The organism is Brevundimonas sp. NPDC092305 (assembly GCF_044755415.1).
In the GTDB taxonomy this organism is placed as follows: domain Bacteria; phylum Pseudomonadota; class Alphaproteobacteria; order Caulobacterales; family Caulobacteraceae; genus Brevundimonas.
The window spans coordinates 2,030,769-2,044,913 of the sequence record NZ_JBIVQY010000001.1; the positions used below are offsets into that span (position 1 = coordinate 2,030,769).

Below are 14,145 nucleotides of genomic sequence, written 5' to 3' on the forward strand. Positions count from 1 at the left end.
GACTGCTATTCGTCGCGAGGCAGGACGGAGAAGCCAGACAGCCCCGGCTCTGCGCCCAGCCGGACCACCAGCCCGTCGATATCCAGCGGCATCGGCCCGCGGACTTTCAGGTGATGCTCGTGGCAGGTGCCGCCGTCGGCGATGACGTGGCCAAGACGCATGGTCTTGAGGCCCGAGCTCCTGAGCAGATCGCGCACAGTCGCCTCGCCGGGGGCCTCGCCGCGCTTCCATCGCAGGATGACATCGGCCACGCCCACATGGGGCAGGCGTGCGTCGGCGAAACGCAGGATGGCCAGCACCGTCAGGGTCGCTCCCGCCGCCAGCAGGGCAAGGTTCAGCATGCCGACGCCGAACAGCACGCCGATCGCGGAGGTCACCCACAAGGACGCCGCCGTTGTCAGGCCGTGGACCGAGAAGCCCTCGCGGAAGATCACCCCGGCGCAAAGAAAGCCGATCCCGGTCAGCAGGCCGTGCGACATGCGGGTGGGATCGATCACCACCGTCTGGCCGGGCAGCGCCGTGAACGCCCACGTCGACTGGTGCATCGCCGCCAGCATCAGCACGCAGCTGGTTAGACAGACGAGGATGTGGGTACGAAATCCGGCGGGGTGGCCGTGATAGGTCCGCTCGACGCCGATCAGTCCGCCCGCCGTCATGGCCGCCAGCACCGGCCACACCAGATCCCAGTTCAACAAGAAATTCGCTCCGCTAACTGACGAATCTCGAGCCTAGGCCGGGCAAGCGTCACCGATCAAGCGGCCCTAGTCGTCACGTGGATCCAGCTCATAGCCCACGACCCCGTCGATCGTGCGCAGCCGGGCGGCCAGGGCTCTGATCTGGTCGGGCGTGGCCTTCTGCAGGCGGACGCCGAGGCGGACGGCCTCGCCGCCGTCGATGAGGTCGTGGCGATCCGCACGGGGCTGGCGCAGGCAATCGGTCAGGGCGGCGTGGACTGCGGCCTCGGCATCCGGTGCGTCGCGCCGCCACGTGACCGTCCCGTCCACGACCGCGGTCTGCGGCAGGCGGGCGCTGACCAGTCTCAAGCCGACGAGGATGATCACCGTCAGCGTCGTGCCGACCGCGCCCAAACCGTACATCCCTGCGCCGAACGTCAGGCCGATCGCGGCGGTGATCCAGAGCGAGGCCGCCGTCGTCAGACCGTGGATCGAAAATCCACTGCGGAAGATCACCCCGGCGCAAAGGAAGCCGATGCCGGTCAGCACGCCGTGAGCCAGACGCGCGGGGTCGGTGACGATGTTGGTCCCGGACAGGGGCTCGAACCTCCAGAGGCCCTGCATCACCGCCAGCTCCATCAGCAGGGCAGAGGCCAGACAGACGAGGATGTGGGTGCGGAAGCCCGCCGCCCGGCCCCTCCATTCGCGCTCGAATCCGATCAGCCCGCCCGCCAGAACGGCGGCCAGCAGGGGCAGGGTGAAGCCGGGAAGGTCGTGGATCTCCATGGGCGCTCCAACGGGCGCGACAGCTCCGCTGTTCCGCGATAGCGTCGGTCAGGGACGAGGGAGAGGCCGGATGACATACACCACCGGAGCGACGGTCGCGGCCATGGCGAACCGGGCCGAACGGCGTCTGGTGCAAACCCTGCGCGACCGCGGCGCGCTGTCCGCGCCAACGGCCATTCCTCTGGAGCCGTCGGGCATGATGGCGCGCAGTGCGCTGAAACGGCTGCTTCGGGGCCGGGCGATCCGTGAAGACAGCGGCCGTTACTGGCTGGACGAACCGGCGGCAGAGCGGTTCCGGGCGCACCGGCGCAAGCGGGCGCTGGTCGTGGTCGGCGTCGTCATCCTGCTGGTCGTCGCGCTGGCCGTTGGACTGGGCCGCGCCCGTGCGCAGGACGCGCGGCCGGATCAGGCGGCATTCCGCGATCTGTATGAGGAGCTGATCGAGACCAACACCACCTTGTCCGAAGGCAGTTGCACACTCGCCGCCCAGCGAATGGCGGCGCGGCTGATCGCGGCGGGCTATCCGGAGGCGGACGTGCGCGTCCTGTGGCCGGAAGAGCGGCCGAAAGACGGGGCGCTGTCGGCGATCCTCAGGGGCTCGGCTTCATCGACGACCCCGCTGCTGTTGCTGGCCCACATCGATGTGGTCGAGGCGCGGCGCGAGGACTGGGAGCGCGATCCCTTCACCCTCGTCGAGGAGGGCGGCTATTTCTACGCCCGGGGCGCGCAGGACGACAAAGCCCAGGCGGCGATCTGGACCGACACGATGATCCGGCTGAAGGCCGAGGGCTTCCGGCCGAAACGGGACATCAAGCTGGCCCTGACCTGTGGCGAAGAGACCTCGGACACTTTCAACGGCGTCAGCTGGCTGCTGGAGCATCACCCTGAAGTGCTGCAGGCCGGGCTGGGGCTGAATGAGGGCGCGCGAGGGCGCCTGGACACCGACGCCAACCGGATCGCGCTGGAGGTGCAGGCCGGCGAGAAAATCTATCAGGACTATACGCTGGAGGTGACCAACCCCGGCGGCCATTCCTCGCGGCCGGCGCCGACCAACGCCATCGACCAGTTGGCCAATGCACTGGTCCGGCTGGGGGATGCGCCCTTCCCGATCGAGATCAACGCCACTACCCGCGCCCACTTCGCGGCGCTGGCCGACGTCGCGGCCACGCCGCAGCAGGCTGCCGATTTGCGCGCCCTGTCCGGCGACAATCCTCCGGCCGAGGCGATCGCCCGGATCGGGACGGATCCGGGCTGGAACGCGATGATGCACACCACCTGCGTGCCGACGATAGTCAACGCCGGTCACGCGCCCAACGCCCTGCCGCAGCGCGCACGGGCCAACGTGAACTGCCGCATCCTGCCCGGTCACACGCCACAGGAGGTTAAAGCCGAGCTGGAGCGGGTTCTGGCCGAGCCGGCCCTGAAGGTGACCATCGACGGCAACATCGATCCGGTCTCTCCCGCGCCCCCTCTGTCGCCCGAGGTAATCGAGCCGATCCGGCAAGCCGCCGCGAAGCTGTGGCCCGGCGTTCCGGTCGTGCCGACGATGCAGGTGGGCGCGACCGACGCCCGATTCACCAATGCGGCTGGCGTTCCGACCTACGGGATCACCGGCCTGTTCACCGACCCTGACGGCGGCGGCATCCATGGTCTGAACGAGCGCATCCGGGTGCGGTCACTCTATGAGGGCCGCGATTTCCTGTTCGATCTGGTTAAGATGTATTCACAGTAAATGAAGTCTTAAGTTCCAGATTTCTCAGAAAAATCAGCACTACCTTGGATATCTGTTCCGGATTGCAGAGTTAATCCGCGATTAATACATGTTAAAGGCGATCACGAGCGTGTGAATACAGCTCTGGGTGAGGAACTTCGTTTTTCCGGTTTGCACTTTCGCATCGGGAACTCAGGAGGAGAAACTCATGTCCCGGACTATTACTCACAGGAGCGTCGCGATCGGCATGGGCCTGACCGCAGCGCTGCTTCTTTCGGCCTGTCACGGCAACCGCAGCTATAATCTGGGCTCGAGCGGGGAGTTTGGCGTCGCCGGCCCCGCGGGCCCCCAAGGTGAACAAGGGCCGGCCGGTCCCGCCGGACCGCAGGGCCCCCAAGGCGAGCCCGGTGCGGGCGGCGTGCTGGGCGGTGCGGGCGGCGGCCTGATCGGCCAGATCGCCGAGGCGACCGATCCGCTTGGCCGTGTGACCATCGGCGACCGGACCGTCGTCGGCGGCGCTGACGGCTCCGGCGGCCCGCTGGGAGTCAGCGTCCTGTCGCCCACCCAGAACGCCGGACAGGCGGCGACCGTCGGCGTCCTGTCGGGCGGCAATGTCGCCACCGTCGGCCTCGGTCAGCCCACCACCCCCGTCGATCCAGCCACCGGCGCGCCCAGCGGCCTGCTGGGTCTGAACGTCGGCGGCAATCAGGTGCTGGGTCAGGGCTCTGGCGCGCCGGCGGTCGATCTGGCCATCCTGTCGCCCACGGGCGCATCCGGCACGGCGGTGACCGGCAATGTCTTGTCTAACGGCCAGCCGCTCGCCGTCGGCGTCAGCGGTCAAGGCGCCGCGCCCGCGCAGGGTCTTGTCGGGACGGTGACCGACAAGGTCGGCGGAGTCGTCGGCACGGTCGGCGGCGCCCTCGGTCAGCCGACGGGCGGAACGGCCGGTCAACCTCCGGCAGGCGGCCTCGTCGGCGGGCTGCTGGGCGGACTGGGCAAGCGCTGAATCCCCCGGCGCAGGCCCGCGACGCGGGCGGCGGCTAGAGGCCCCGCCCGCGTCCTTTTTCTCATCGCAAGGATGACTGAATGATCTCGCCGATCCTGCTGGCGACGGTCCTGGCCGCGAGCGCGCCGCAGGACGGCCCGATCGTGGGACGCGACCGCCTGGACCGCGCCCCGCCCCTGCCCGCCGCCGCGGCGACGGATACCGCTCCGGCTACAACCGCCGATGTCGCCATCGCGCCCTTCGTGCTGCGCGAGGTGATCTATGAGGCCAATCCGCAGGTCAGGGCGCTGGTCGAGCCGGCCATGGCGCCGTTCATCGGCCAGACGTTGGACGCCGCGGGCGTCGCCCGCCTCCGGGCCGCCGCCAGCAAGGCGCTGGGCGAGGCGGCGGCCCTGCCGATCGTCGCGGTGAATGTCGACGCCGCCTCCGAGGGTCGTGTCCGCCTGACCGCCCTGCCCGGTCGCGTGGGCCGGATCGGCATTTACGGCGACACCGATCAGGGCGTCGAACTGATGCGCCAGTATGCGGCGCGACTGGCGGCCGAGGCGCCGCTCACCCGCCGGACGGGCGAGCGCTATCTGTCCCTGATTGCCGACATCCCCGGCGCGCGCACGACCCTTCAGACCGCGCGTTCCGCCGCGATGACCGGGGCGGTCGATCTGGGTTTCGACGTCGACTTCAAGCGCTGGGAGGCGGACGTCACGATCAACAACCGCGGCTCGCGCGCGCTGGGCCGGACGCAGGCGACGGCGACGGTCAATCTGAACGGCGGCATCCGGATGGGAGACCAGACCCGGCTGGCGGTCACCCTGCCGACCGATCCCGATCGCTTCCAGTATGCGACGCTGAGCCACCGCCAGCCCATCGGCTTCGACGGCGCGGCGGCCACGGTCTCGGTCGGCCGACTGCGCACCAGGGTCGAAGGCCTGTCGGGGGACGCCACCACAGCGGCGGCGGTGGTCAGCTGGCCGATAATCCGGAGCTATCGCTCCAACTTGGTGCTCAGCGGCGGGATCGACGGGCTGGACAGCGACAACGCCGTGTTCGGCGAGGTGCGGGCAACGGAGAAGACCCGCGCCGCTCGGGCCTCCGTCGCCTGGGGCGAGACATGGTCGACGGCGTCCCTGACCGCCAGCCTCACGCTCAGCCAGGGCATCGATGGACTGGGCGCCGAGGTGGATGTTCTGACCGATCCCGACTTCGCCAAGGTCAACGGTCGGGTCGACGTGGCCCGGGCTTTCGGCCGGCAGGTGCGCGTGTCCGGGGCCGTGGCCGCCCAGTGGTCAGACGATCGGGCCCCGACCGCCGAGCTGTTCAGCCTGGGCGGCGCAGAGTTCGGCAAGGGTTTCTCGCAGGGCCTGCTGATCGGCGACAGCGGCTTTGGCGCCAAGGTCGAAGCGGCGTGGCGGCCGACCTTCCTGCCACGTCAGGTGCTGGGCAGCGAACTCTACGCCTTCGCCGACGGAGGGCAGGCGCGTGTCAACGCACGCGATATTTTTCCGAGCCGGTCGGATGGTCTGATGTCGGCCGGCATCGGCGCCCGGGTCGCGCTGGGCAAGCGACTGCTCATTGAGATCGAGGGCGCCCGCGCGCTCGACGATCCGCGCCCGAACGGCGGGGAGAGCACCCGCGTCGGCTTCGGCGTCACGGCCAGTTTCTGAGGAGCATTTCATGTCCACCCCCATCCACCGTAGTCTGAAGCCCTCGACCTACTGCGCGCTCAGGGGCGAGGTGATGCGGGCGGCTGTGGAGCTGTCGGATGAGCAGCTGATCGACCTGACGGAGGCGCTGCACGGCATGATGCGGCTGCGACGGCCGGGCCGACCGATCAGCGATCCGGACGGCTGGGTCGCACCCGAGACGAGGGTGTTCTGAGCCTCAGCCGTGCTCTTCGATATAGGCGTCCGGATCCTTGTTCACCGGCTTGACGCCGGTGATGTGTGCGGCCTCGAAGGCGGCGAAGCGGACGGCGAGGTCGTGGCGCAGTTGAACCGGGGCATGACGCCGGAAGTCGGTCAGGCCCTGCCGTTCCTCCTCGCCCATATGCTTTGAGTTGACGACATTCGCCTTGCCCACCGCCTCGATCCAGGCGCCGGTGCCGACCGGGTATTTCGCCACCGCCTTCACCGCGTCACGCAGCTTGTTGTGATCCTCGATGGCGTCCTCGGTCTCGCCCTCGACCGTGCCGTCCTCGGCGTCATTCGCGCCTTCGCCCAACTTCAGAAGTTCCGGATAGAAGAACTGCTCCTCGGCCTCGGCATGCGCGTCGAGGAAGGCCGACAGCCGGTCCCAGACCTGCGTCAGGGCCTCCACATCGGTGTGATCGATCTGCTCCAGAATCGAGAACAGTCGCCTTTGCTCGGCGTGATCGTCGAGAATCAGCTGGGTGATATCCATGCGGGCGTTGTCTCCTGAACGGAGAGCCTAACCCCGGGACCCTGTGACGGTTCCGGCAGACAGGCCGTCCGTCAGCCGGCGTATTTCTCCATGTCCTCGTCCGATATGTCCTCGTTCGAATAGACATTCTGAACGTCGTCCTCCGCGTCCAGGGCATCGAGCAGCTTCATCAGCGTGCCGACGGCCTCGCCGGTGACCGGCACGTCCGACTGCGGCTTCCAGACGATGGCTGTCGACTTGGGATCGCCCAGCACCTTCGACATGGCCTCGGCGACCTCGTTCAGGTCCTCGAACGCGGTCCAGATCGTATGGCCGGGCGCATCCTCATAGATGTCCGGCTTGACCAGATCGCTCTCGACATCCTGGGCGCCGGCCTCGATGGCGGCCTCCATGACTTCGTCCTCGGTGCCGGCGTCGGCCTTGTAGATGATCTGTCCGACGCGATCCCACATGAAAGCGACCGAGTTCATCTCGCCCAGCGCCCCGCCGTTCTTCTTGAACGCCGTGCCGATGTTCGAGGCCGCCCGGTTGCGGTTGTCGGTCAGGGCCTCGACGATGATGCCGACGCCGCCCGGGCCGCGGCCTTCGTAGCGGATTTCCTCCATCGTATCGATGTCGCCGGACGACGCCTTGTTGATGGCGCGCTGGATCACATCCTTGGGCAGGCTCTCGGCCTTGGCGTTGTTCACCGCCAGACGCAGGCGCGGGTTCATCGCCGGATCGGGCATGCCCGACTTGGCCGCGACCGTGATGTCGCGGGACAGTTTGGAGAACAGCTTGGAGCGCTGCGCATCGGCGCGCCCCTTGCGGTGCATGATGTTCTTGAACTTGGAATGGCCGGCCATGAAAGTCTCTGTTCTTGCGCTACCGCTTGCCGCACGGCGGCTCACTGCTTGAGCGCGGCCGGGGCCTGTGGTGGAAGAGGCGTCTAGCTTACGCGCGGCGCCCTGTCACGGTCCGGAACCGCAAGGCTTGCCGACGCATTTCCCACGCACCAGACGGAGCGCCCAAATGACCGCCGAAGACAGCATCTACGTCGCAGAAGGCTATGCCGACGACGACCTGCACGAGGCCGACATCGTCGAATGGTACGAGGCGCGTCCGATCACCGTGCCGGCGGCAGCGGCCGTAGGCTCGGTTCTCGGCGCCTTCGCGCTGGGCGCGCTGACAGCTGTCGGCATCCTGGCCCTGACGGGTCGACTGGACGACTGACCGCCCCCTCTCCCTCGCGGGAGAAGGGATCAGATCATTCGAATGTGCTGGTCGCCGCCGCGCGTTTGCGGCGTCCGCCGAACAGGCCGAACACCCAGCTTGCCCGGCGTTTCACGAAGCCCGGCACGTCATCCACGATCGTGAAGATCGGCGGGATGAACAGCAGGGACAGGAAGGTCGACGAGATCAGACCGCCCACCACCGCGATGGCCATGGGCTGACGGAATTCGACATCGGCGCCCCAGCCGATAGCGACCGGCAGCATGCCGGCGCCCATGGCGAACGTAGTCATCAGGATTGGTCGCGCCCGCTTGTGTGCGGCGTCCATGATGGCCTCGTGCCGGGCCATGCCGTCCTTCTCTGACATCACGATGTAGTCGACCAGAAGGATCGAGTTCTTCGCCGCGATGCCCATCAGCATCAGCACACCGATCAGGGACGAGATCGAGAAGCTGGACCCGCCGACCCACAGGGCTACCAGCGCCCCGCCCACCGCCAGCGGCAGGGAGGCCATGATGGTCACAGGGTAGGAGAAGCTGCGGAACAGCAGCACCAGCACCGTGTACATAAGGAAGATGCCGGTCAGGAAGGCGATGGCGAAGCCGTTGACCATCTCGGCGATGAACTCGGCGTCGCCGGCCGGGACCTCGCGGACCCCTTGCGGCAGGTTCTTCACGGAAGGCAGCGCGGCGACCCGCTTGGCGGCGTCGCCGGAGCGAATGCCGTCCAGCTCGGCCGTGATCGAGGCGATCCGGGCGCGGTCCTGACGCAGCACCTGCGACGGGCCCGCGCCGAACTTCAGATCGGCCACGGCGCCCAGAGGCACCGAGCCGCCCGTCGCAGTCGGGACCCGCAGGTTCTCCAGCACCGACAGGTCCTCACGGGCGTCAGCGGTGAGCTGCAGCCGGATCGGTATCTGACGGTCGCCCAGATTGTATTTGGGCAGGTTCTGCTCGATGTCGCCGATGGTGGCGACGCGGATGGTCTGGGAGATGGCGCCGGTCGAGACGCCCATCAAAGCAGCCTGATCGGGACGCGGGGTGACGAGGATTTCGGGCCGTGCGATCGACGCCGTGTTGACGACGTTGGCGAGGCCCGGAACGCCGCGCATCTCGGCCTCGATCTTGCGGGCCGCCGCTTCCAACGCCGGTCCGTTGTCGCTGAGGATGGCGAAGGTGTAGCTCGTGCCGTCGGACGGACCACCGCCCTCCTGCGCCGCGCCCGAGCCGATACGGGCGCCCGGGACGGATTTCCAGCCGTCGACCATCTCGCGCTGGAAAGCCTGCTGGGTGATCTTGCGATCGCCCTTTTCGACCATGTCCGCATAGACGTTGGCCTGATTGACGTCCTGTCCGCCGATGTTGGCGAACACCGAGGTCACTTCCGGCCGCGCCTGCAGGTCCCGGGTCACGCGCTGCACAACGGCGTCGGTCTGGGCCAGAGTCGCGCCGGGTGGCAGCTCGACCGAGAAGGCGGCGCGCGACTGGTCGCCGGCCGACATGAATTCGAATGGCACAAGTCCGGCCACCACGATGCCGAAGGAACCAAGCAGCAAGGCGGTGCCCATCATGAACACCTTCCACCGGTTCGCGAGACTCCAGCGGAGCGCCGACAGGTAGCCGCCCATCCATGGAGGATCGCGGTCTTCGTGCTTGTGGTGCTTCAGCAAATAGGCCGCCATCAGCGGCGTCAGCGTTCGCGCGACGACCAGCGAGAAGGCAACCGAGACACAGGCAGCCAGCGCAAAGGCCTTGAAGAACTGGCCGACGATGCCGGGCATGAAGCCGACGGGTGCGAACACCGCGATGATCGTCGCGGTGGTGGCCACGACCGCCAGACCGATCTCGTCCGCCGCCTCCATCGAGGCGTTGTAGGGCGTCTTCCCGTCCCGCATGTGCCGGACGATGTTCTCGATCTCCACGATGGCGTCGTCGACCAGAATCCCGACGGTCAGCGACAGGGCGAGCAGGGTCACGCCGTTCAGCGACTGATCGAGCGGCCCGAGGATGGCGAAGGTCGGGATGAGTGACAGCGGCATGGCCGTGGCGGTGATGATCGTCGCCCGCCAGTCGCGCAGGAAGATGAAGACCACTACGATGGCCAGAGCGGCGCCCAGCAGCAGGGCCTCGACCGAGGCGAGATAGCTCTCCTCCGTGAACTCGACGTTGGCGTTGACCTGTTCGATCGTCAGCTCGGGATGGGCCTCGTCGATCTCGGCCACCTTGGCGCGGGCCAGCTTGGCGACCGTCACTTCACTGGCGCTGCGGGACCGCAGAACGTTAAAGGTCACGGCCTCCTGACCGTCGTACCGGGCCAGACGACGCGGTTCGCTCCAATGATCTTCGACGCGGCCGAGGTCGCCCAGACGCACGGATCGTCCACCGCCCAGCGGGATCAGCGTCTCGCGCAACTGCTCGATGGAGCCTGCCGCACCGAGCGTGCGGATCGACCGCTCGGAACCCGAAACCGTCACCCGGCCACCGGGCAGGTCGGTATTCACACTGGTCAGCGCCTGACTGACGGAAGCGGCCGTGACGCCGTAGGCGCCCAGCCGGTCGGGATCCAGCTCGACCCGAATCTCGCGATCCACGCCGCCGCCGCGATTGACCTCGCCCACGCCGGACGTGGCCAGCAGCTCGCGGCTGACCTCGTTGTCGACGAACCAGCTCAGCTCTTCCGGCGTCATGGTCGGCGAGCGGACGACCCATGTGACCAGATCGTTGCCGGTGATGTCGATCCGCTGAACGCCCGGTTCCTGCATGTCCTGCGGCAGGTCGGCGCGCAGGCCGCTCATGGCGTTGCGGACGTCGTTGGTGGCGCGTTCGGTGTCAGTGCCCAGCTCGAACTCGATGGTGGTGACCGAACTGCCGTCGGTGACCTGCGAATTGATGTGGCGCACGCCGGAGAGGCCGGAGACCGAGTCCTCGATCAGGCGCGTGACCTGGATTTCCATTTCGGCCGGAGCCGCGCCGGGGCGACCCGCAACCACGACGACCAGCGGAAAGTCGATGTCCGGGTTATTGTTGATCCGCATGCCCGAGAAGCCGACCAGGCCCGCAAGCGTCAGCAGGATGAACATCAGGACGATCGGGATGGGGTTCCGGATCGACCAGGAGGAGATGTTCTTCATGGGTCGGCCCTACTTCGCGGCCGGCCGGGCGGCGGGACGGGCCGCAGGAGGAGCGGAGGGCGGCTGTGTGGCGGCCACGGTCACGCGATCGCCCTCTCCGAGGAAGCCGGCGCCGTCGATGACCACGCGGGCCCCCGCCTGAATGCCGGTGACGGCGCTGCGGGCGTCCGCGCGCGAGTCGACGGTGACGTGGGTGAAGTGGACGCGGTTGTCGGCGCCGAGCACGAACACCCCGGCCTTGTTCTCACGATACAGGATGGCGGCCGTAGGCACGGTGACGGCTGGCTGGGCGCCGACGTCGATGCGGGCGCGGGCGAACATACCGGGCCGGAAACCGCCACCGGTCAGGCTGATGCGGGCGACGCCCAGCCGGGTCTCGGGATCGACCTCGGGCGTTACGATGCGAACGCGGCCCGACCCCTGACCGATTTCGTCGGAGGCGATGGCGGCGGTCTGGCCGGCGCGGATCAGGGCCAGATCGGTTTCGGGCACCTGCGCGTCGAGCTCAAGGCGACCATCGCGAACCATGCGGAACAGCTCGGTACCGGCGGCGATGATCTGGCCCCTCGTGACGCTGCGGCTGATGATCAGGCCCGAGACGGGCGCGCGGATGGTCGCCTGGCTGAGGCGGGTCTGGGTTTCGGACAGGGCGGCGCGGGCTGCGGACAGGTTGGCCTGCGACGCACGCTGGTTGGCCAGCGCGGTGTCGAGACCGGCCTGGCTGAGGAAGCCGCGATCCTTCAGTTCCTGCGCACGACCGAGGGCGGCGTCGTCGCGGGCGGCGTTGGCCTGCGCCGTCTGGACGGCAGCTTGCTGCTGGCGCACCTGCGCGCTGAGCAGGGCGGTGTTCATCTGCACCAGCGGCTGGCCCTGACGAACATAGGAGCCTTCGTCGACATAGACGGCGGTGGCGGTCAGCCCGCCGGTCTCGGCGCCCACCGGCACCTCTTCCCACGCCGAGACGCTGCCCGAAGCGGTGACGATGCGCGGCAGGCTTTCGACCCGTGCGACATCGGCCGTGACGGTCTGGCTGGAAGCTCCGCCGCCGGCCTTGTCATCCTTCTTCTTCTCCTCGCCACCGTGGCCGCCGCAGGCCGCGACAGCCAGCGTCAGGCCAACAATGAGGGTCGCCCCGAGCCAGGTCTTGCGCATGATCTTCGCCACGTTTGAGTCCCCGAGAGGCGTCGCGGAAGGGAGCCGCGCGCCGAGAGAGCCTGCCGGCCCTTTGTCATCGGGTGTTGAATAGCTGTTTTGCGTGCGCTTCTCAAACGAGGATTGCGCGCGTTACAGCGAAGTAATCCGTAACAAAATCAGTGGCGGGACAGGGTTTACGACCTGCCGCGTTGGTGATTCCGGCCCGCCGTGCTACCGGCGCGCCCATGACGACCCCTCCCATCGAACGCATCCGGAATTTCTCGGTCGTGGCTCACATCGACCACGGCAAATCGACCCTGTCCGATCGCCTGATCCAGACGACCGGTGGCTTGTCGGCGCGCGAAATGACGAGCCAAGTGCTTGATAACATGGAGATTGAGCAGGAAAGGGGCATCACGATCAAGGCACAGACCGTCCGGCTCAACTACCGGGCGAAGGACGGGCTCGACTACGTGCTGAACCTTATGGACACGCCGGGGCACGTGGACTTCGCGTATGAGGTCAGCCGGTCGCTGGCGGCGTGCGAGGGCAGTCTGCTGGTGGTGGATGCGTCGCAGGGGGTCGAGGCGCAGACGCTGGCGAATGTCTATCAGGCGATCGACAACAACCACGAGATCGTGCCGGTCCTGAACAAGATCGACCTGCCGGCGGCGGAGCCCGAGCGGGTGCGCGCGCAGATCGAGGACGTCATCGGCATCGACGCCAGCGAAGCCGTGATGTGCAGCGCCAAGTCCGGCATCGGCATTGAGGACGTGCTGGAGGCCATCGTCACCCGCCTGCCCGCGCCGAAGGGCGACGAGACCGCGCCGCTGAAGGCCATGCTGGTCGACGCCTGGTACGACCCCTATCTGGGCGTCGTCCTGCTGGTCCGCGTGTTCGACGGCGTGCTGAAGGCCGGCCAGCGCATCAGGATGATGCAGTCGGGCTCGACCCACCTCGTCGACCGCGTCGGCGCCTTCCTGCCCAAGAACACCCCGGTCGACCAGCTGGGCCCCGGCGAGGTCGGCTTCATCACCGCCCAGATCAAGGAGGTCGCCCACGCCGCGGTCGGCGACACCATCACAGATGAGAAGAAGCCCACCGCCGAACCGCTGAAGGGCTTCAAGGAGGTCCAGTCGGTCGTCTTCTGCGGCCTGTTCCCGGTCGACGCCGCCGACTTCGAGGACCTTCGCGCCGCCATCGGCCGCCTGCGCCTGAACGACGCCAGCTTCACCTACGAGATGGAGTCCAGCGCCGCGCTGGGCTTCGGCTTCCGCTGCGGCTTCCTGGGCCTGCTGCATCTGGAGATTATTCAGGAGCGCCTGAGCCGCGAGTTCAACCTCGACCTCATCGCGACCGCCCCGTCGGTGGTCTACAAGATCAAGCTGCGCGACGGGTCCGAGATGGACCTGCACAACCCGGCCGACCTGCCCGACGTGATGCAGATCATCGACATCGCCGAACCGTGGATCAAGGCCACCATCCTGACCCCCGACGAGTATCTGGGCGGCGTCATCAAGCTGTGTCAGGACCGCCGGGGCGAGCAGAAGGAGCTGTCCTACGTCGGCAGCCGCGCGCTGGTGGTCTATGAGCTGCCGCTGAACGAGGTCGTGTTCGACTTCTACGACCGGCTGAAGTCGATCTCGAAGGGCTACGCCAGCTTCGACTACGAGCTGACCGACTACAAGAACGGCGATCTGGTCAAGATGAGCATCCTCGTCAACGCCGAGCCGGTCGACGCCCTGAGCATGCTGGTCCACCGCAACCGCGCCGAGACCCGCGGCCGCGGCATGGTCGAGAAGATGAAGGAGCTGATCCCTCCGCACATGTTCCAGATCCCGATCCAGGCCGCCATCGGCGGCAAGATCATCGCCCGCGAAACCGTCCGCGCCCTGCGCAAGGACGTGACGTCCAAATGCTACGGCGGCGACGCCACGCGGAAGAAGAAGCTGCTGGAGAAGCAGAAGGCCGGCAAGAAGCGCATGCGCCAGTTCGGCAAGGTGGAGATCCCGCAGGAGGCGTTCATCGCGGCCCTAAAGATGGATGAGGATTGAGGGTGGCCTTCAAGGTCACTCACTAAAGGTGCGGTCGGAAG

Annotated in this window: 12 protein-coding genes; 6 read left to right on the forward strand and 6 right to left on the reverse strand. The window is 67.6% G+C overall.

Annotated elements, in window-relative coordinates:
* Positions 1-5: 5 nt before the first annotated feature.
* Together ACIQC9_RS10085 and ACIQC9_RS10090 are read right to left on the reverse strand one after the other, a co-directional pair.
* Complete coding sequence (locus ACIQC9_RS10085; protein WP_400615122.1) at positions 6-695, reverse strand: MgtC/SapB family protein; 690 nt, start codon at positions 693-695, stop codon at positions 6-8.
* A 66-nt stretch (positions 696-761) separates the two neighbouring features.
* Positions 762-1,460, reverse strand: coding sequence for an MgtC/SapB family protein (locus ACIQC9_RS10090; RefSeq protein ID WP_400615124.1), 699 nt, complete (start codon positions 1,458-1,460; stop codon positions 762-764).
* Between the two features lie 70 nt (positions 1,461-1,530).
* Here ACIQC9_RS10090 and ACIQC9_RS10095 point away from each other — a divergent pair, with 70 nt between their 5' ends.
* The 4 genes from ACIQC9_RS10095 to ACIQC9_RS10110 all read left to right on the forward strand — a co-directional run bounded on the left by ACIQC9_RS10095 (position 1,531) and on the right by ACIQC9_RS10110 (position 6,052).
* Positions 1,531-3,192, forward strand: coding sequence for a M20/M25/M40 family metallo-hydrolase (locus tag ACIQC9_RS10095; protein WP_400615126.1), 1,662 nt, complete (start codon positions 1,531-1,533; stop codon positions 3,190-3,192).
* Positions 3,193-3,379: 187 nt separating this feature from the next.
* Positions 3,380-4,177 (forward strand): hypothetical protein, encoded by a 798-nt coding sequence (locus tag ACIQC9_RS10100; RefSeq protein ID WP_400615127.1) that lies wholly within the window; start codon positions 3,380-3,382, stop codon positions 4,175-4,177.
* An 80-nt stretch (positions 4,178-4,257) separates the two neighbouring features.
* Entirely contained in the window at positions 4,258-5,838 is a 1,581-nt protein-coding gene (locus ACIQC9_RS10105; RefSeq protein ID WP_400615128.1) for a ShlB/FhaC/HecB family hemolysin secretion/activation protein, read from the forward strand.
* A 10-nt stretch (positions 5,839-5,848) separates the two neighbouring features.
* A complete protein-coding gene (locus ACIQC9_RS10110) occupies positions 5,849-6,052 on the forward strand; it encodes a hypothetical protein (protein ID WP_400615131.1) in 204 nt (67 codons plus the stop codon).
* A 3-nt stretch (positions 6,053-6,055) separates the two neighbouring features.
* Here the strand turns inward: ACIQC9_RS10110 and ACIQC9_RS10115 are convergent, their stop codons facing one another.
* Both ACIQC9_RS10115 and ACIQC9_RS10120 read right to left on the reverse strand, forming a co-directional pair.
* On the reverse strand, positions 6,056-6,574 hold the full coding sequence (locus ACIQC9_RS10115) for a hemerythrin domain-containing protein (RefSeq protein ID WP_400615133.1): 519 nt from the start codon (positions 6,572-6,574) through the stop codon (positions 6,056-6,058).
* A gap of 71 nt (positions 6,575-6,645) precedes the next feature.
* Entirely contained in the window at positions 6,646-7,419 is a 774-nt protein-coding gene (locus tag ACIQC9_RS10120) for a YebC/PmpR family DNA-binding transcriptional regulator (RefSeq protein ID WP_400615135.1), read from the reverse strand.
* A 166-nt stretch (positions 7,420-7,585) separates the two neighbouring features.
* Here ACIQC9_RS10120 and ACIQC9_RS10125 point away from each other — a divergent pair, with 166 nt between their 5' ends.
* The gene (locus tag ACIQC9_RS10125; protein ID WP_400615138.1) at positions 7,586-7,786 is read left to right on the forward strand and encodes a hypothetical protein; all 201 of its coding nucleotides are present in this window, start codon (positions 7,586-7,588) and stop codon (positions 7,784-7,786) included.
* A 34-nt stretch (positions 7,787-7,820) separates the two neighbouring features.
* Here the strand turns inward: ACIQC9_RS10125 and ACIQC9_RS10130 are convergent, their stop codons facing one another.
* Entirely contained in the window at positions 7,821-10,916 is a 3,096-nt protein-coding gene (locus ACIQC9_RS10130; RefSeq protein ID WP_400615140.1) for an efflux RND transporter permease subunit, read from the reverse strand.
* Between the two features lie 9 nt (positions 10,917-10,925).
* Complete coding sequence (locus ACIQC9_RS10135) at positions 10,926-12,068, reverse strand: efflux RND transporter periplasmic adaptor subunit (RefSeq protein ID WP_400615142.1); 1,143 nt, start codon at positions 12,066-12,068, stop codon at positions 10,926-10,928.
* A 227-nt stretch (positions 12,069-12,295) separates the two neighbouring features.
* Between ACIQC9_RS10135 and lepA the strand changes: the two genes are divergently transcribed.
* Positions 12,296-14,104 (forward strand): translation elongation factor 4, encoded by a 1,809-nt coding sequence (lepA, locus tag ACIQC9_RS10140; RefSeq protein WP_400615144.1) that lies wholly within the window; start codon positions 12,296-12,298, stop codon positions 14,102-14,104.
* Positions 14,105-14,145: the final 41 nt, after the last annotated feature.